The following is a 17069-nucleotide window of genomic DNA, read 5'->3' as shown; positions in this document are numbered from 1 at the left end:
TGATCAGAGTTAACCCGCTGTTAACCTTAATTGAGCAACCCTGATGCCTGCTAATCGCGTCAGGGTTGTTTCGTTATGGTCGAACTGAACCTGCAGCATTTCGCGCACGCCGCGCCGATACCTGCTCAGGAACGCAAGCCTTTGGGGGCTTGTCTTGTCGACCGTGGCTTGATCACAAAGGCACAGCTGGACGAAGCACTGTTTCTGCAATCCTGGCAGCAGGCGCCGCTAGGTGAAATTCTGGTGGCCGAGGGCTGGGTCAACCGTCAGGACGTGCTGAACGCCTTGTCCGAGCAAACCGGCCTGCAGATAGCCGATCTGGACAGCTTGCCCCCACCCTCCAATCTGTGCCGGATCAAGCCCGTTGACTTCTGGCTGGCACATAATGTCATCCCGTGGCGGCAGTTGGGGCCCATTCTATTGGTCTGCACGGCGCGGCCCGATCTGTTCCCGGACGTGCAAACCGAACTGGAGGATACCGGCTACACAATCATCCCCGTGCTCGCCGTCGCAGATCAGATCGACGACGCAATCGCGCGCGTGTTCTCTACCCCTCTTGCCGAGGCCGCCGAAGCCCGGGTGGACCTTGACCAGAGCTGCCGGTCCTGGACCCCGCGATCCCGTGTTGGGCCTGCGGTCGCGCTCGCGGGCCTTATGACATTGTTTGCCGCCTTTCCAATGACCGGGTTTGCCGTACTGGTCGCAGCTGCCGTGATCAGCCTGATCCTGTTTCTGTGTCTGCGCTTGGCTGGCCTCCTGAACTACATCTGGCATCACCGGACACGCCGTAGCAAAACACCACCCCCCAGCCCGCCATTGGCATTACCCTGTGTCTCCATCATGGTGCCGCTCTATAAAGAGAGAGAAATTGCCGGCGCCCTGATCCGCCGACTGCGGCGGCTGACTTACCCCAAGGCGCTGCTGGATGTCATTCTCGTGCTGGAAGAAACCGATGAAGTGACGCGGTCCACATTGGCGCAAGCCCATTTGCCCAGCTGGATCAGAACCGTCGAGGTGCCCGCCCTGAACGGTCTGACCACCAAACCCCGCGCAATGAACTTTGCGCTGGATTTTTGCCGCGGCGATATTCTGGGCGTCTGGGATGCCGAGGACGCACCACAGCCGGACCAGATCGAACGGGTTGTCCGGCACTTTGCACGGACGGACGAGGATGTGGTCTGCCTGCAAGGCGTTCTGGACTATTACAACCCCCGCACCAACTGGCGATCACGCTGCTTTACCATCGAATACAACAGCTGGTTTCGGGTGATCCTGCAAGGCATCGCGCGACTTGGGCTGGTGGTGCCCTTGGGTGGAACCACGTTCTTTTTCCGCCGTGACAAGCTGCTGGAGCTGGGCGGGTGGGATGCCCACAACGTCACCGAAGATGCCGATCTGGGCGTGCGGCTCAGCCGGGCCGGGTACCGTACGGAAATGGTCGATACCGCCACGTTTGAAGAGGCGAATTTTCGCGCCTGGCCGTGGGTGCGGCAACGCTCTCGCTGGCTCAAGGGGTTCATGGTCACCTACCTTGTTCACATGCGGTCACCACTGCGATTGCTGAGCGATCTCGGCCCCTGGCGATTTCTCGGCCTGCAAGCGTTCTTTCTTGGGACCGTCGGGCAGTTCGTGCTGGCTCCGGTCCTGTGGCTGTTCTGGTTGACGACCTTTGGCCTGCCCAGCCCGCTTGATCCGATCCTCTCGGGTGCCGGACTTACCGCATTGTTCGGCCTGTTCCTGCTTGCAGAGGCCGTCAATACTCTGGTCGGAGTAATCGCAGTGTCCGCGCGCGAACGGCGTTTTCTGCTCGCTTGGGTGCCGACAATGCCGCTGTATTTTCCGCTGGGCGTTCTGGCTGCATACAAGGCCCTGTGGGAACTGCTATTGGACCCATTCTTCTGGGACAAAACACAACACGGCCAGGCCAGCGAAGAGGGCCTGCCGCACTGACGGTCAGCTCTCGCGACGGATGGCATCCTGTTTCAGGCGCGTTGTGAAGGCGACCGAAATGTGATCCTTGAGGGCTCGTCCAGCCGCCTCTTCATCGCGGGCTGCGATCGCCTCGACGATCCCCTTGTGTTCGCTCTGCGCGATTTCGCCCCGGCCCTGCGCCGCCAGCGATGTCGTAGCCATCAGCGCCATTGTACGATGCACAAGGTCCAATTGCTGCACCAGATAACGGTTGTGCGAGGCCAGATGAATCTGTTCGTGGAACCGCCGGTTCGCCCGTGACAAGGCCACCGGGTCATCGACAAGCGCGTCATCAGCGGCAACCATATCCTGCAACACCTTGACTTCTTCTTCGGTGGCGTGCCTGGCGGCCAGTTTCGCGGCAAGCCCCTCCAGCTCACGCCGCACCACGTACAGCTCGGCCATCTGGTTGTGGTCCAGCGAGGCGACAATCAAGGACCGCCCGTCGCGTTCCAGCAGGGATTGCGTTTCCAGCCGTTGCAGCGCCTCACGGATCGGCGTACGCGACACCCCGAACCGCTCAGCCAACTCGCTTTCGACCAGACGGTCGCCGGGCTTGTAAACGCCCAAGTCGATCGCTTCGAGAATTAGGCTGTAGGCGTCTTTGTTGGGCTGTCTGGATTGGGGCATTGGGTGGTTTGTCTCCTCGTTCGAACATGTCTATCCGTCACTTGCCCTCCGGATCAAGAGCAGCATTGAAAACCGGTGCCCCGCGCTCTAAACCAAAACCATGGTCAAACCTGCCTTTTCCCACGTCACCCAATGGGTGTTCGATCTGGACAATACGCTCTATCCGCCTCACATGCGTCTGTTCGACCAGATCGAGGTGCTGATGACGGACTACGTAGTCCAGGCCATCGGCGTCGACCGGGCCGAGGCGGATCGGCTACGCTCGCATTATTGGCGGCAATACGGTACCACATTGGCAGGGCTGATGGCCGAGCACGATCTTGACCCCGATCCTTATCTGCACGCGGTTCATCAGGTAGACATGAGCCACATGGACCCCGACGCAGAACTGGCCGGTCATATCCGGTCCCTGCCCGGCCGCCGCATCGTCTACACCAACGGCAGCGCGCCCTATGCCGAACGCGTTCTGGACGCGCGCGGACTTAGCGGCCTGTTCGACGCGATCTATGGCGTCGAGCACGCGGGCTATCGGCCAAAGCCGGAAAGAGCCGCATTCGAGAAGATCTTCGCCCAGGATGGAATCGACACGACCAGGGCCGCAATGTTCGAGGATGACCCGCGCAATCTGGCCGCTCCGCACGCGATGGGAATGCGCACGGTTCACGTCGCGCCCGAGCCGCACGAAGCCGACCATATCCACCACCACACCGACGATCTGACCGCATTTCTGGCCCGTCTGCGATAGGCTGTCACGCTGCGACGATCTGCACATTTTGCAGGTGCAGCATCGCCCCTATATGCGCCTCAGCGACGAACAGAACCGGAGAACCCCATGAGCGCGATCGAGATGCCTCGGCGCCTGCCCATTTGGCAGCGCCTGTTGTTTGCAATCCCCGTTTTCGGCTGGCTGGCAAAAGACGCCGCCAATGGCGAGGCCGAAGACTGGTATTATACGGCCGCTGCGATCGTCAGCATGTGGGGGTGCTCGGCCCTGCTGTTTGGCCTGCCGGGGCTTTATATCCCGGCCGTGATGATGGTGCCGATGATGTTCATCCTCCTCATTCTGATTTCGCGCGGCTGACAAGCGGGACAGGATGTCACTTGGCACCCACCTTGGAACCGAACTAGTTTCTGCCCAAACCTCGGAGACCAAGGCCATGACAGACAGCTGTGACATCCTGATTTCCGGCGGGGGAATCGCCGGACTGACCGCTGCGGCGGTGTTTGGAACTGCAGCGTTCGACGTTGTCTGCGTCGACCCCACTCCGCCCATCACTGAACGTGACGTGGACGGGTCCGATCTGCGGACCACGGCGTTTCTGCAGCCTGCGCACGGGCTTTTGGAGCAATGCGGGCTGTGGCAGCGGCTGGATGAACACGCCGCCCCCTTGCAGATCATGCGCATTGTCGATGCGGGCGGCGACGTGCCCGAACCCCGTGTAATACGCGATTTCAACGCCGCTGATATTTCGGACCAGCCCTTTGGCTGGAACCTGCCCAACTGGTTGCTGCGGCGTGAATTGGTGGCCCGTCTGGCCGAACTGCCCAATGTCGATTTCCGCCCCGGCACCGGCACTGTCAGCCTGTTCACCCGCACCGCCGAGGCGCGTGTGGGCCTAAGCGACGGCAGCCGCATCCGCTGCAAACTGGTGATCGCTGCCGACGGGCGCAATTCCCCCATGCGCGAGGCCGCGGGGATCAACGTGCACACCACACGCTACGGTCAGAAGGCGCTGGCTTTTGCCGTGACGCACCCGATTCCGCACGAGAATGTCTCGACCGAGATCCACCGCTCGGGTGGGCCGTTCACTCTGGTCCCCCTGCCCGACTGGCAAGGCCAGCCCTCATCCGCGATTGTCTGGATGGAGCGCGGACCGCGTGCGGTTGAGCTGCTGAACACCGAACCCGAGGCTTTTGAGGCTCTGATGACCGAGCGTTCCTGTGGGTTGTTCGGACCGTTGAAACTGGCCTCACGCCGGACAATCTGGCCGATCATCAGCCAGTCGGCGGAACGGCTGTCGGGTGAACGGATTGCCCTGATGGCCGAAGCCGCCCATGTGGTGCCGCCCATCGGCGCGCAGGGGCTGAACATGTCGCTGGGTGATTTGCGCAGCCTGCTGGATTTGGCGCAGGCCCGCCCCGAAGGTCTGGGTGACGTACAGATGCTGGATGCCTACCACAAGGCCCGTCACACCGAGATCGAATTGCGCGTCAAAGGCATCGACCTTCTGAACCGCGCCTCGATGATCGAGGCACGGCCGCTGCGCGATGCGCGGGCGATGGGGCTGAACGCGCTCTATTCCCTGCCGCCCGTGCGCAAGACCTTGATGCAGATGGGCCTCGGCGTGCGCTGAGGCCCCCAGATCACTCAGACGATCACAATACCTGATCCAGCACGCGCTTGAGCCGCGCGATTGTGCCATCTACATCGTACAGCTTGTCCAGCCCGAACAGGCCCAGACGGAAAGTGCTGAATCCTTCGGGTTCGTCACATTGCAGCGGTACGCCAGCGGCGATCTGCATTCCCAGCGCGGCGAATTTCTTACCGTTCTGAACCTCGGGGTCCGAGGTATAGCTGACCACAACTCCCGGCGCGCCGAACCCATCGGCGGCCACTGACACAATGCCCTTGTCCTTCAGCATTGCCCGCACGCCGTTGCCCAATGCCCATTGCGCATCACGCAGCTTTTCGAAGCCGTAATCGCGGGTCTCGGCCATTGTGTCCCGGAACGCTTGCAGCGCGTCGGTCGGCATGGTGGCATGATAGGCATGGCCGCCATTCTCATAGGCCTGCATGATCTGACGCCATTTCTTCAAGTCGACTGCAAAACTGTCGGATGTGGTCTCTTCCAACCGCGCCTCAGCCCGTTCAGACAACATAACCAGACCGGCACAGGGCGACGCGCTCCAGCCTTTCTGCGGGGCCGAGATCAGGACGTCCACGCCCGTTGCCTTCATATCGACCCAGGCGCAGCCCGAGGCGATGCAATCCAGCACCATCAGCGCGCCAACCTCATGCGCAGCGTCCGCCATGGCCATCACGTAGTCATCCGGCAGAATCAGACCCGCCGCGGTTTCGACATGCGGCGCGAACACCACATCCGGGCGCTGCTCACGAATAGTTGATACCACCTCTTCGATCGGTGCTGGCGCAAACGGGGACGGGTTGGAGTTGCCAGTTTGCCGCGCCTTGAGCACTGTAGCCGACGCCGTCAAATCCGCGGATTCGATGATCTGGCTCCAACGGTAGGAAAACCACCCATTCCGCACCACCAGAACGTTGGCATTGCGCGCGAACTGGCGGGCCACAGCCTCCATTGCATAGGTCCCACCACCCGGAATTATGGCAATGCCTTCAGCGCCGTAGACATCTATCAGCATCGTTGAGATATCGCGCATGACGGTCTGAAACCGGGCTGACATGTGGTTCAGGGAACGGTCGGTGAATACAACCGAGAATTCCTCGAGCCCGTTGGGGTCAATGCTATCCAAAAGCGCCGGCATGATTTGTCCTTTCAAACAGTACTCGGGCAAAGTGAATCTTCTGCCGAAATTGGTAAAGCAGTTTTCTTGCGCCGACAATTGACGCAAGGGAACCTTATTTCCCCGTGAAAAAATCAACGGAAACTGCACCATAAGCCCCCCTACTTGACGCCAAATAGTGTCAGCCCCTCTTTACACCCAGAGGTGTTTCTGAACAGATACACTCACTTTGAAGAAGAAAGGTATTGCTTCTCGTGAATGCTCAAAAGCGGATCAGTTTTCAGGTTGTACGGGACGAAGTTAAACGCCGCATTGAAAGCCGGATCTGGCCTCAGGGATCATTGCTGCCAACGGAAACGCAGCTTGCCGAAGAATTCAATTGCGCGCGCGCGACCGTAAACCGCGCTTTGCGGGAATTAGCCGATCAGGGGTTCGTGGAGCGTAAACGCAAAAGCGGAACACGGGTCAAAAAAGAACCCAGCAAACACGCGAAACTGGAGCTCTCGCTGGCGCGACAGGTCGTCGAGAACCAGAATTCAACCTATCGCTATGCGCTGGTCGAGCGGAAAGTCGTACCCAGCCCCGGGTGGCTGGCGTCACAGCTCAGCGTTTCTCCGGACGCGCGTGTGCTGCACGTGATCTGTATGCACTACGCCGACAACCGCCCCTTTCAATTGGAAGAGCGCTGGATCAACATCAACACCGTGCCTGAAGTCGAACATGCCGACCTCAATTCGCAGGGCCCGCATGAATGGCTGCTGAATGTCGCGCCCTTCACCGAGGCCGAGATTGCCTTTTGCGCGATTTCCGCCGACGGGCGTCTGGCCGAATTCATGGGCACCACTGCCGGCACCTCGATGATTCAGCTTGAGCGTACGACCTGGAAAGATGGTGAGCCGATGACCTTCGCGCGCATGACACACCATCCCGGATATTGCATTCGCACCAGTTATTAAATCCACCTAACCAATCGGACCTGGCAACCGCTCTTCGCTGAGAAGGACGTTGGCTTCGACGTCCCCGGCGCCGGGCAGGGTCATGATCCGCCGCCGCAGAACGCGTTCAAAGTCGGACAGGTCGCGGGCGACAACCCGCAGCCGATAGTCGTACAGGCCAAGGACATGCTCGACCGTCTGAACCTCGGGGATAGCGCTGACCGCGCGCTCGAAGTCTTCCAGACTGATCTGGCCCTTGCGTGCCAGCTTGACACCCAGAAAAACCGTCACGCCGAACCCCAGCGTCTCGGCATTCAGACGCAGGCGACGGCCCCTGATAACACCTGCCGTTTCCAGCCGCCTGATACGACGCCACGTCGCGGGCTGGGACAATCCCAGTTTACGACCCAGCGCTCCGGCACTTTGTGTGGCGTCCTGCACCAGTGCGCGCAGGATCTGGCGGTCGGTTTCATCGAGCTCAATCATACGGGCAGAACCTCGTTTCGCTTTACCCGCGCAATATGCATCAACGCCTCGATATCGGCGATATGCGGCAGGGTCAGAATGCGGTCACGGTATATTTTCTGATAATGGGACATGTCGCGCGCCAAAACCGAAAGACGCACATCTACACGCCCCAGAAAGGTCTGAATCTCAATCACTTCGGACACCTCCCGCGCGGCGGTCGTGAACTCATCGAAGGCGCGAGGCTGGGTCTTGTCCAGCGTCACGCGCAGCGAGACCTCGACGGCATATCCAAGCGCAGCCCAGTCAATCACGGCCTCCTGCCCCTGAATGACGCCTGAGGCCTGCATCTTTTCTACGCGGCGCCAGCACACGCCCTGACTGATCCCGCACCGTTCTGCCAGTTCGGCCATCGAAAGGGTCGGCTCGGCCTGCAAATGGCGCAGAATGCGCCGGTCCACATCATCAAGCATGATTTCTTCGCAGTTTTAAGTTTCGACGAATAACTTTTCACCTTTTTTACAAATACTCAATGCTTCAACGCTCGCCAACCGCGCCACACCGAACTAAAAGCACAGCAACCGCAACAGAAAGGACCGGAATCATGCGCGTCTATTACGATCGCGATTGCGACATCAACCTGATCAAAGACAAAAAAGTGGCCATCCTGGGCTATGGCTCGCAAGGCCACGCCCACGCGCTGAACCTGCGCGACTCGGGTGCGAAAAACCTGGTTGTCGCTCTGCGCGAAGGCTCGGCATCCGCCAAGAAAGCCGAAGCCGAAGGTCTGCAGGTCATGGGTATCGCCGAAGCGGCAGCCTGGTGCGACGTCATCATGTTCACCATGCCCGACGAACTGCAGGCAGAGACCTACAAGAAATACGTGCATGACAACATCAAGCCCGGCTCGGCCATTGCCTTCGCCCACGGCCTGAACGTCCACTTTGGCCTGATCGAGCCGAAAGAAGGCGTCGACGTCATCATGATGGCTCCAAAAGGACCCGGCCACACCGTGCGTGGCGAATATGTCAAAGGCGGCGGCGTGCCCTGTCTGGTCGCTGTCGACAGCGACGCAACTGGCAAAGCGCTTGAAATCGGCCTGTCCTATTGCTCGGCCATCGGTGGCGGTCGCTCGGGCATCATCGAGACCAATTTCCGAGAAGAATGCGAAACCGACCTGTTCGGCGAGCAGGCCGTTCTGTGCGGTGGTATTGTTGAGCTGATCCGCTGCGGTTTCGAAACTCTGGTCGAGGCAGGCTATGCACCTGAAATGGCCTATTTCGAGTGTCTGCACGAGACCAAGCTGATCGTTGATCTGATCTATGAAGGCGGCATCGCCAACATGGACTACTCGATCTCGAACACTGCGGAATATGGCCAGTATGTCACCGGCCCACGCATTCTGCCCTACGAGCAGACCAAGAAGGCGATGAAAGAGACCCTTTCGGACATCCAAACCGGCAAGTTCGTGCGTGACTTCATGCTGGAGAACGCCGTTGGTCAGCCGACCATCAAAGCGGCCCGCCGCCACAACGACGAGCATCAGATCGAGCAGGTTGGTAAGAAACTGCGCGACATGATGCCGTGGATTTCTGCTGGCAAGCTGGTCGATCAGGAAAAGAACTGATCCTGACGGTTCTTTACGAAAGGGCGGCCAATCGGCCGCCTTTTTTGTCACAACAGCCCCAATTCCCAAGGCGCACCATGATTGACCAACCCACATCCCGCGATTGGAGCGGCGTTATTACTCTGGGCCTCATCTGGGGCGGGACGTTCATGGTTGTCGCCATGGCGCTGGAGGGGTACGGGCCGGTCACCGTCGCCACCGCACGCACCACCCTTGGCGCGTTGACCTTGCTGGGGATGATGGCGTTGACGGGGCGCAAGCTGCCGTCGGGCAACCCGAAACTCTGGGGTTACATCGCCATCATTGGCGTGCTGTCCACAGCGCTGCCCTTCATGCTGCTCAGTTGGGGGCAGCAATACGTGGCATCGGCTTTTGCAGGTCTGTCGATGGCAGCCATTCCACTGATGGTGCTGCCCCTGGCGCATTTCTTTTCCGACGAACCGTTGAACCTGCGCAGATTCCTTGGAGTCTCGCTGGGTTTTTGCGGAGCATTGGTGCTGATCGGCCCGGGGCTCGCGCAGATCGGACAGGGGGCGGAACCCTTGGCGCAACTGGCCTGTATCGGAGCGGCCCTGTGCTATTCGTGCGCCTCGATCTTTACCCGGCGCTGCCCACCGGTTGATCCCGTCGCCTTGGCCGCGTTGTCTCTGGTCGTTGGCGCGGTGCTTTTGCTGCCAATCATGCTGGTGACCGAAGGCCTTCCCCGTTGGGAGAGCACCCGCCCCGGCCTGGCGATCATAGCGCTGGGCCTTCTACCCACCGCCTTTGCCACTTTGCTGCGCGTTTCGATCATTCGCAGCGCCGGGTCCGTTTTCCTGACGCTGGTCAATTATCAGGTACCGATATGGTCGATGATCTTTGGCGCCTGGATTCTGTCCGAAGCCCTGCCCCTGCGGTTTTACATCGCGTTGATCATGATCCTGACCGGGCTGGCGATCAGCCAGTGGTTCAGCCTGCGCAAGATGCTGATCGGGCGTTAACCGGCGACAGCTTCGACCTCGGCCACGATGCCATCCACAACCTGCGTCAACAGGGTATCGTCCTCACATTCCGCCATCACACGGATCAGGGGTTCTGTTCCCGACTTGCGGATCAGAAGACGTCCGTGTCCGTTAAGGCGCGCCTCTGCATCGGCGATGGCAGCCTGTACGCTGGCAGTTTCCAAAGGTGTCTGCCCCTCGCCGTAACGCACGTTCTTAAGAAGCTGTGGAACGGTTTCGAACTGAACCGACAGCTCGGATGCCTTGCGGCCCGAATGCACCATCTCGGCCAGAAAATGCAGACCGGCCATCAAACCGTCACCGGTGGTGGCATAGTCGCTCATGACGATGTGACCCGACTGCTCACCGCCCAGATTGAACCCGCCTTCGCGCATCCGTTCGACAACATAGCGGTCGCCAACCGCCGTCCGCTCCAGCCGTAGCCCCAGCGCGGCTAGGTGCCGTTCCAGCCCGAGGTTGGACATGACCGTCGCTACCAGAGCGCCGCCTGCAAGGCGATCGGCCTTGGCCCAGCTGGTCGCCAGCAACGCCATAAGTTGGTCACCGTCAGCCACTTGTCCGTGTTCATCTACCATCACGACGCGGTCGGCATCGCCGTCCAGGCAAATCCCAACATCCGCGCCATGGGCCACCACCGTCTCGGCGGCCAACTGAGGTTTGGTCGAGCCGCAGTTCAGGTTGATATTCTTACCGTTTGGCGCAATCCCGACCGGAATGACCTCGGCGCCCAGTTCCCACAGAACCTCGGGCGCGGTGCGGTGTGCGGCGCCATTGGCGCAATCGACCACCACTTTCAGCCCGTCCAGGCGCAGGTCGCGGGACAGCGAGGACTTGACCCGCTCACCATAGCGGAACCGCGCATCGTCCACCCGTCGCGCGCGTCCGATATTTTGCGCCTGCGCAGGGCTGACGCCCTCTTCGATCAGACGTTCGATTTCCAGCTCTGCCTGATCGGACAGCTTGTAGCCGTCGGGGCCAAAGAACTTGATGCCATTATCCTCGGCCGGGTTGTGACTGGCCGAAATCATCACACCCAGATCAGCCCGCATTGACCGGGTCATCAAACCCACTGCCGGCGTCGGCACCGGACCCAGCAACAGCACGTTCATCCCGGTCGAGGTCAGCCCCGCCGTCAGCGCGTTTTCCAGCATATATCCCGACAGGCGCGTGTCCTTGCCAATCACCACCCGGTGCGCTTCAGAATGATCCTTCCGGAAATACCGCCCAACAGCGGCCCCGATGCGCAGGGCCATCTCGGCCGTTATCGGATGGGTATTGGCGGTGCCCCGCACCCCGTCAGTTCCGAACAGCTTGCGCATCGTGTCACTCCGTAAATTCTTGCCTGCGACCGGATTACCGGACGGCGGCCCACAGACGCAAGGCCTGAGCGGTCTCGGGCACGTCATGAACGCGCAGGATTTGCACGCCCTGGGACAATCCTGCCAAAGCCACGGCAATTGATCCCGGCGCGCGGGCATCCTTGCGCGGTTCCTGGCCGATTTGCCCAATGAGCCCCTTGCGCGACACGCCCAGCAGGATCGGACAGCCGATCCCGTGGAACAGGCTGAGATTTTGCAGAAGGGTCAGATTGTGTGCCTGCGTCTTGCCAAACCCGATGCCCGGATCAACTACGATCCGGTCGCGATTCAGGCCCAGTTGCTCTAACTGAGCCACCGTCCCGTCAAGGAAATCGTACACATCCAACAGCACGTCATCATATTGCGGATCGTCCTGCATCGTGGCCGGATCGCCCTGCATATGCATTACACAGACCGGGGCATCAACCTGGGCGCAAAACGGCGCAAGCTGCGGGTCAAAGGTGAAGCCGGAGACGTCGTTAATCAACCCGGCCCCTGCGTTCCACGCCGCCCGTGCTACGCTGGCCTTACGGGTGTCAATGGAGATCAGCGCCTGGGTATTGGCACGGATAGCCTCGATAACAGGTTGGGTGCGCGCAGTTTCTTCGTCTTCCGGCACGTACGAGGCCCCCGGACGCGTCGACTCGCCACCGATATCCAGAATGCTGGCCCCATGCGCCACCATCTGTTCGGCCGCGGCTGCGGCTACCTCGACCGAGTTGTGCACGCCGCCATCGGAAAAGCTGTCCGGTGTCGTGTTCAGGATGCCCATGATCTGCGGCCGGTCCATCGCAAGCCCGGCGATCTCGGCGCGCGGCCCGGTCAGGCGTGCAAGCACGTCGTCGGGGATATCCTGCGCGGAAACAACCGCCGGGGCTTCGGTTCGGGATAGCCGTTCAGCATGTGTGAACCACAGGGTCTGACCGGCAAGTGGCACCGCCCCGCCCGGACGGGCCGGGCCATACTGCACCAGCGGTCGGAAGTATTCGGTCACAGTTGCGCCTGATCCACGGGAATGGCGCGCAGGGGCGTCTTCGGCGCGGTCGGCAAGGCACCGCCGATCACCATCATTTCGCTGGCTTCAAAGGTGGCCGCGAACCACGCTGCCAGGGCGACGGCATCCGAAGGTGCGGCAGAGGGGCCGTCAACCGCATCCAGCACGATCTTGGACGGGGCCCAGACACAAATCTGACCGTTCTTCATCGCCCAATCCAATTCGGTCCGCGTCGACACCACCACACAGCGATGATCCCGCGCGGCCAGAACCCAGGCATTCTGTTCAATCGCCAGCAGGTCGATCCGGCGCTGCGTCATCGCATGGCCTGTCTGCGGCATATCCATATCCGCAGCCCCCACGCACAGGATCAGAGGACGCTGGCGGCTCCCCAACTGGTCAATCCATCCGGTCAGATTGGACGAGGCAATCGCCTCATTCGACAGGAATACCAACCGCGGATGAGGGCGTTCTTCCTCAACCAGATCGTGGTGGATCGTGTCCTTGCCACGCACGATCTCGACGCCCAGAGCACCGGGACCGCGGTCCAGCTTTTCAATGCGAACAAAGACCCTTACGGCCTGAGGCTCAAGCAAGATGCGCTCGGCCACACGATCCGCCAGAGTTTCCAGCAGGTTCAGGCGCTCGGCCGCCAGTTCGTGGGCAATCGCCTCGGTCACGCGGTCGTAGGACAGGATGCGGTCCACGTCGTCGTCAATCGGATCGGTCAGCGGCCGCACCTCGACCACGATGTTGAAGCAGATGCGCTGTGTTGTGCCGCGCTCGGCCTGAAAGGCACCGATCTCGACCTCGACGATATGATCCCTGAGCGAGATGCGATCCAGCGGACCGCGCGTGGCGGTCGCTTCGGACCGCTCGGACGGATGCGCAAAGGCAAGACGGATTTCAGAGCTCATGCAAAGGACCTTTTCGGACTTGGTCGGCTGATCAGCCAACACTATGGGATGCACGGGCGTATAACACCGCCTCAAACGCCATTCCAGATACCGAATGCGGCGCCAGGGAAAGCGATCCGGATCATGCAACCCAATACGCCCTGCCCCGGCATTTGAGATTCGGCCGACCGGATCGGGCGTTGGCCGGTCTGGCCCCTGGATCCATGATCGGCCAAGTTCGACACCCCGCGCCACTTTTCTGGCGGCGCGAAGCGCCATTTAGTTGCTCGCTGTTCGGTAATTGTGCCTGTAGAAGATATGCACACCAATCCGCGCTGTTTCCTTATAGACGCGCGACCAGGACGGGTTCACAGCGGTGGTGTGGTAATGCGTGGCGCCTTCGGTCAGTTCCTTGGCGACACCGTCAATTGCAGCCCGCGCGACCTTGGAAACACGCTCATATGCCTTTTTCTCGCGGATCACTTCCTTGTGACCGTCACAGGTATAGGTGAACTGGCACTGGTACTTCTTGCCGGTTCCCTGCTTGATCACGCCGCACAACGAGTTCGGAAACCGGCTGCTTTTGACACGGTTCAGAATGACCTCGGCCACGGCGAACTGACCGCGCACGCTTTCGCCGCGCGCTTCAAAGTACAGCGCCTCGGCCAGACATTTAAAGCCTTCATTCCCGGCGGCCTTGGGCTGTTGGTCCAGCCAGGCCTTCGAATACGAGACTTTTACTGGCTCAAGCTCTTTGCGGGGCTTGAACAGATTCAGATAGTCGCGAAAGTTCTGACCGGGCAGTTCGCTCCGCGTGACAAGTTCGCGTTTGGCAGTATCGGTGGCTTCCCTTTCAGCGAAAGACACACTCGGCAGCAAGGTTGCCGCCATTGTGGCAGCAGCCAGTATGTATCGTAGCATCAGATAACCTCGCACAGGCACAAATCGCGCCGTACCCTCCCCCGGCGGGCGCGACGAGGCATTTAGCGCAGTCCGGCCGAGACGTCCAGATCAGAAGAAAACGCAAGTGGAAAATCGCCCGTGAGGAAAATTAATTCCAGCACAAGGTTGCCTGAAAACCACTAATCCTAGGGCAATTGGTGAGTGTCAACCCCCAAGTCTGGACGAAATCGCCAGTTGAGCGGAAGCCAGCCGAGCGACCGGCACCCGAAACGGAGAGCATGACACATAATCAAACCCCAGATCGCGGCAAATGGCGATTGATTCGGGGTTACCACCGTGTTCACCGCATACGGAAAGGGTGACATCCGGCTGCGCCTGCCGCCCACGCTCGGCCCCAAGTTTCAGCAATTCCCCCACCCCATCCGGATCGAGCACATGGAAGGGATCCTCGACAAACACGCCCTGACGCACATAGGCCGACATGAACCGACCCGCATCGTCGCGCGACAGGCCATAGGTCATCTGGGTCAGGTCGTTGGTGCCGAAACTCAGGAACGAGGTCTGCGGTGCGATCTCATCCGCCCGCAAACAGGCACGCGGGGTTTCGACCATGACACCCAACCTGTATTCGAACTCCTTCCCGCGTTCACTCGCCACTGCTGCCGCGACCGAATCGATGCGGGACCTGACCAGTTCCACCTCTCGCTTGGCGGACACCAGCGGGATCATCACCTCGGGCACCACCGGGGCGCCGTCCTTGCTTGCCTCAAGCGTTGCTTCAAAGATGGCGCGGGCCTGCATGTCGTAGATTTCAGGCACGGTCACACCCAGACGCACACCGCGCAGACCCAGCATTGGGTTGTATTCGGTCATCGCCGCCACGCGCCGCTCGACGTCCGAGACCGGTAGGTCCAGAGCCTCGGCCAATTCGCGCTGTCCGCTGCGCGTGGTCGGAAGGAATTCGTGCAGAGGTGGGTCGAACAGGCGGATGCAGACCGGCTGCCCTTCCATGATCCGGAACAATTGCACGAAGTCCTCACGCTGCATCGGCAGCAGACGCTCCAGCACCGCCGCCCGGCCCGAGGACGTCTGCGCAAAGATCATCTCGCGCATCACGATCAGGCGGCCGGGGTCAAAGAACATATGCTCGGTCCGGCACAGGCCGATTCCCTGCGCCAGAAAGTTCCGCGCCGTCTGCGCATCGGCGGGCGTGTCGGCATTGGCACGGATGGCGATGTCACGCTCATCATCGGCCCAGCCCATCAGCGTCTGGAAACAGTCATCCAACGCGGCCTCAAGCATGGCGGGCTGCCCCGCCAGCACCTGCCCCGAGCTTCCGTCAATCGTCAGCGTGTCGCCGGTTTTGAACACACGCCCATCCGGCGCGGTCAGCAGCCTTTTCTTGGTCTGAAACCGCATCTCGGACGCGCCAACGATACAAGGCAAACCCAATCCGCGCCCAATCACGGCGGCGTGGCTGGTCATACCGCCCTTTTCAGTCAGCACCGCCACGGCCGCGTGCATCCCGCGCACGTCTTCCGGAGAGGTCTCGCGACGCACCAGTATACAGGGCTCACCGCGCGCGGCACTGGCTTGCGCCTCGGCGGCGGTGAAAACGATCTTGCCCGTCGCAGCCCCGGGGCTGGCGGCGATACCGGTGGTCAGAACATCACGGCGCGCTTCGGGGTGAACCTGCCGGTGAAGCATCTCGTTCAGCGAATGCGGATCGACCCGCATCACCGCCTCTTGCGGCAAAATGATGCCATCTTCGGCCAGCCGGACCGCAATCCGCAGCGCGGCGCGCGCACTGCGCTGCACCCGCACGCCGTCCAGAATGTGAACATGGCCGTTTTCGATCACGAACTCGACCTGCATTTCCTCGCGCAGCTTGGAGCGCATCAACGCAGCATGGGATTTGAGGTTGGCAAAGGCCTCGGGCGCCACCTCTTCAAGCGACTTCCCGCGCGGGTCCTTTTCCAAGTAGAGCGCGGCCACATCCTCACCCAGCGCATCCCGCCCCTGGCTCTGGCTCAGGTAGCGGCCGGTGATCTGCGGCAAGCCGGTAGTCGAGTCGATCAGTTGCAGCACGCCCGATCCACATTCGCCCTGCCCGACGCCGGGGACCATCTCTTGAATGACCAGCCCCAGCCCTGCATCCGCGGGCGCGCCCTTGGCCTGACGCAGCAACCGGGCAGAGGTTCCATCCCACGCTCGTGCCATCGACCGCAAGACTGCGATCAATTGCTCACCCCGATCCTGAGGGAACGCTTCGTCGGTTTCATCCTCATAGGCGCGCAACGACATGCGCAGCCCTGCGCGCCCGTCCGCGTCGATATCATCGAACACATCCGCATCCAGACGAGCCACGTGGATGGCGAAGCTTTGAACAAAGCGCAGATACAGCGCCGCGGCGGCCTCGGCCCCAATCGAATTCGACAGGTCCAAATAACGCGCATCATTCATGCCGATGTTCAGGATCGCGCCGGGGCCACCCCAATCGGGATCTTCGGAACTGGGCCGCACACACAGCAATGCGGTCTGATCGAACTGATCAAGGATTGCCGCGATATCGGGCACCTGCCCTTCCGCAATCCGATGCACGGCATCAAAAGACAACGCCACCGTTTTCGGTACCGGAAGCTTCAAACGCACCAGGCGTTGCAGACATTTGGCCCGTCCACCATGGGTATGGGCGGATACGGGCGCCTCGGTCGTGATCAGAGTGGTATGCGGATTATTCTGCACTGCGGCACCTTTTGATTTGCACGCAGCATAAGCCCCTGCACCAATGGCGCAAGGGCGATCT

At 60.8% G+C, this 17069-nt stretch carries 16 protein-coding genes; 7 read left to right on the top strand and 9 right to left on the bottom strand.

Annotated features, from left to right (window positions below):
• Positions 1–75: 75 nt before the first annotated feature.
• Positions 76–1950 (top strand): glycosyltransferase, encoded by a 1875-nt coding sequence (locus ACOQFT_RS19965; RefSeq protein WP_421599599.1) that lies wholly within the window; start codon positions 76–78, stop codon positions 1948–1950.
• Between the two features lie 3 nt (positions 1951–1953).
• Here the strand turns inward: ACOQFT_RS19965 and ACOQFT_RS19960 are convergent, their stop codons facing one another.
• Positions 1954–2601, bottom strand: a complete 648-nt coding sequence (locus ACOQFT_RS19960) for a GntR family transcriptional regulator (RefSeq protein WP_421599598.1) — start codon at positions 2599–2601, stop codon at positions 1954–1956.
• A 100-nt stretch (positions 2602–2701) separates the two neighbouring features.
• Between ACOQFT_RS19960 and ACOQFT_RS19955 the strand changes: the two genes are divergently transcribed.
• The 3 genes from ACOQFT_RS19955 to ACOQFT_RS19945 all read left to right on the top strand — a co-directional run bounded on the left by ACOQFT_RS19955 (position 2702) and on the right by ACOQFT_RS19945 (position 4955).
• Positions 2702–3346: a pyrimidine 5'-nucleotidase gene (locus ACOQFT_RS19955; protein ID WP_421599597.1), complete on the top strand. Its 645-nt coding sequence runs from the start codon at positions 2702–2704 to the stop codon at positions 3344–3346.
• A gap of 87 nt (positions 3347–3433) precedes the next feature.
• Positions 3434–3682 carry a hypothetical protein gene (locus ACOQFT_RS19950; RefSeq protein WP_170331034.1) on the top strand — a complete coding sequence of 83 codons (249 nt, stop codon included), beginning with the start codon at positions 3434–3436 and terminating at the stop codon, positions 3680–3682.
• A 76-nt stretch (positions 3683–3758) separates the two neighbouring features.
• Positions 3759–4955, top strand: coding sequence for a UbiH/UbiF family hydroxylase (locus tag ACOQFT_RS19945; RefSeq protein WP_421599596.1), 1197 nt, complete (start codon positions 3759–3761; stop codon positions 4953–4955).
• 22 nt (positions 4956–4977) lie between these two features.
• Here ACOQFT_RS19945 and ACOQFT_RS19940 read toward each other — a convergent pair whose 3' ends face one another.
• Entirely contained in the window at positions 4978–6105 is a 1128-nt protein-coding gene (locus tag ACOQFT_RS19940; RefSeq protein WP_421599595.1) for an aminotransferase class V-fold PLP-dependent enzyme, read from the bottom strand.
• Positions 6106–6338: 233 nt separating this feature from the next.
• On the opposite strand from ACOQFT_RS19940, the gene ACOQFT_RS19935 reads away from it, so the two are divergent.
• Entirely contained in the window at positions 6339–7040 is a 702-nt protein-coding gene (locus ACOQFT_RS19935; RefSeq protein ID WP_421600074.1) for a GntR family transcriptional regulator, read from the top strand.
• Between the two features lie 6 nt (positions 7041–7046).
• Here the strand turns inward: ACOQFT_RS19935 and ACOQFT_RS19930 are convergent, their stop codons facing one another.
• Positions 7047–7505 (bottom strand): Lrp/AsnC family transcriptional regulator, encoded by a 459-nt coding sequence (locus ACOQFT_RS19930; RefSeq protein ID WP_421599594.1) that lies wholly within the window; start codon positions 7503–7505, stop codon positions 7047–7049.
• On the bottom strand, positions 7502–7957 hold the full coding sequence (locus tag ACOQFT_RS19925) for an Lrp/AsnC family transcriptional regulator (protein WP_421599593.1): 456 nt from the start codon (positions 7955–7957) through the stop codon (positions 7502–7504). The genes ACOQFT_RS19930 and ACOQFT_RS19925 overlap by 4 nt, the downstream gene beginning before the upstream one ends.
• Before the next feature lie 131 nt (positions 7958–8088).
• On the opposite strand from ACOQFT_RS19925, the gene ilvC reads away from it, so the two are divergent.
• Entirely contained in the window at positions 8089–9111 is a 1023-nt protein-coding gene (gene ilvC, locus ACOQFT_RS19920) for a ketol-acid reductoisomerase (RefSeq protein ID WP_170441820.1), read from the top strand.
• A 77-nt stretch (positions 9112–9188) separates the two neighbouring features.
• The gene (locus ACOQFT_RS19915) at positions 9189–10091 is read left to right on the top strand and encodes a DMT family transporter (protein WP_421599592.1); all 903 of its coding nucleotides are present in this window, start codon (positions 9189–9191) and stop codon (positions 10089–10091) included.
• Here the strand turns inward: ACOQFT_RS19915 and glmM are convergent.
• The 5 genes from glmM to ACOQFT_RS19890 all read right to left on the bottom strand — a co-directional run bounded on the left by glmM (position 10088) and on the right by ACOQFT_RS19890 (position 17008).
• Complete coding sequence (gene glmM, locus ACOQFT_RS19910; RefSeq protein WP_421599591.1) at positions 10088–11431, bottom strand: phosphoglucosamine mutase; 1344 nt, start codon at positions 11429–11431, stop codon at positions 10088–10090. The two genes, ACOQFT_RS19915 and glmM, sit on opposite strands and share 4 nt — an antisense overlap.
• Positions 11432–11465: 34 nt before the next feature.
• Entirely contained in the window at positions 11466–12464 is a 999-nt protein-coding gene (folP, locus tag ACOQFT_RS19905) for a dihydropteroate synthase (RefSeq protein ID WP_421599590.1), read from the bottom strand.
• Positions 12461–13381 carry a dihydroneopterin aldolase gene (locus tag ACOQFT_RS19900; protein ID WP_421599589.1) on the bottom strand — a complete coding sequence of 307 codons (921 nt, stop codon included), beginning with the start codon at positions 13379–13381 and terminating at the stop codon, positions 12461–12463. Before ACOQFT_RS19900 ends, folP begins: the two co-directional genes overlap by 4 nt.
• Positions 13382–13639: 258 nt before the next feature.
• A complete protein-coding gene (locus ACOQFT_RS19895) occupies positions 13640–14281 on the bottom strand; it encodes a cell wall hydrolase (RefSeq protein ID WP_421599588.1) in 642 nt (213 codons plus the stop codon).
• Between the two features lie 186 nt (positions 14282–14467).
• Positions 14468–17008 carry a putative PEP-binding protein gene (locus ACOQFT_RS19890; protein WP_421599587.1) on the bottom strand — a complete coding sequence of 847 codons (2541 nt, stop codon included), beginning with the start codon at positions 17006–17008 and terminating at the stop codon, positions 14468–14470.
• Positions 17009–17069: the final 61 nt, after the last annotated feature.

Source organism: Ruegeria sp. MALMAid1280 (assembly GCF_049195285.1).
Lineage (GTDB): Bacteria > Pseudomonadota > Alphaproteobacteria > Rhodobacterales > Rhodobacteraceae > Ruegeria.
Note: the sequence above shows the minus strand (reverse complement) of the source record. Positions and strands in the feature narration are given on the sequence as shown.

Excerpts from the sequence above, each read along its gene's own strand:
- glmM (WP_421599591.1), bottom strand. The coding sequence starts at position 11,431 with ATGCGCAAGCTGTTCGGAACTGACGGGGTGCGGGGCACCGCCAATACC.
- ACOQFT_RS19925 (WP_421599593.1), bottom strand. The coding sequence starts at position 7,957 with ATGCTTGATGATGTGGACCGGCGCATTCTGCGCCATTTGCAGGCCGAG.
- ACOQFT_RS19900 (WP_421599589.1), bottom strand. The coding sequence starts at position 13,381 with ATGAGCTCTGAAATCCGTCTTGCCTTTGCGCATCCGTCCGAGCGGTCC.
- ACOQFT_RS19895 (WP_421599588.1), bottom strand. The coding sequence starts at position 14,281 with ATGCTACGATACATACTGGCTGCTGCCACAATGGCGGCAACCTTGCTG.
- ACOQFT_RS19915 (WP_421599592.1), top strand. The coding sequence starts at position 9,189 with ATGATTGACCAACCCACATCCCGCGATTGGAGCGGCGTTATTACTCTG.
- ACOQFT_RS19940 (WP_421599595.1), bottom strand. The coding sequence starts at position 6,105 with ATGCCGGCGCTTTTGGATAGCATTGACCCCAACGGGCTCGAGGAATTC.
- ACOQFT_RS19965 (WP_421599599.1), top strand. The coding sequence starts at position 76 with ATGGTCGAACTGAACCTGCAGCATTTCGCGCACGCCGCGCCGATACCT.
- ACOQFT_RS19945 (WP_421599596.1), top strand. The coding sequence starts at position 3,759 with ATGACAGACAGCTGTGACATCCTGATTTCCGGCGGGGGAATCGCCGGA.
- ACOQFT_RS19950 (WP_170331034.1), top strand. The coding sequence starts at position 3,434 with ATGAGCGCGATCGAGATGCCTCGGCGCCTGCCCATTTGGCAGCGCCTG.
- ilvC (WP_170441820.1), top strand. The coding sequence starts at position 8,089 with ATGCGCGTCTATTACGATCGCGATTGCGACATCAACCTGATCAAAGAC.
- ACOQFT_RS19955 (WP_421599597.1), top strand. The coding sequence starts at position 2,702 with ATGGTCAAACCTGCCTTTTCCCACGTCACCCAATGGGTGTTCGATCTG.
- ACOQFT_RS19930 (WP_421599594.1), bottom strand. The coding sequence starts at position 7,505 with ATGATTGAGCTCGATGAAACCGACCGCCAGATCCTGCGCGCACTGGTG.
- ACOQFT_RS19960 (WP_421599598.1), bottom strand. The coding sequence starts at position 2,601 with ATGCCCCAATCCAGACAGCCCAACAAAGACGCCTACAGCCTAATTCTC.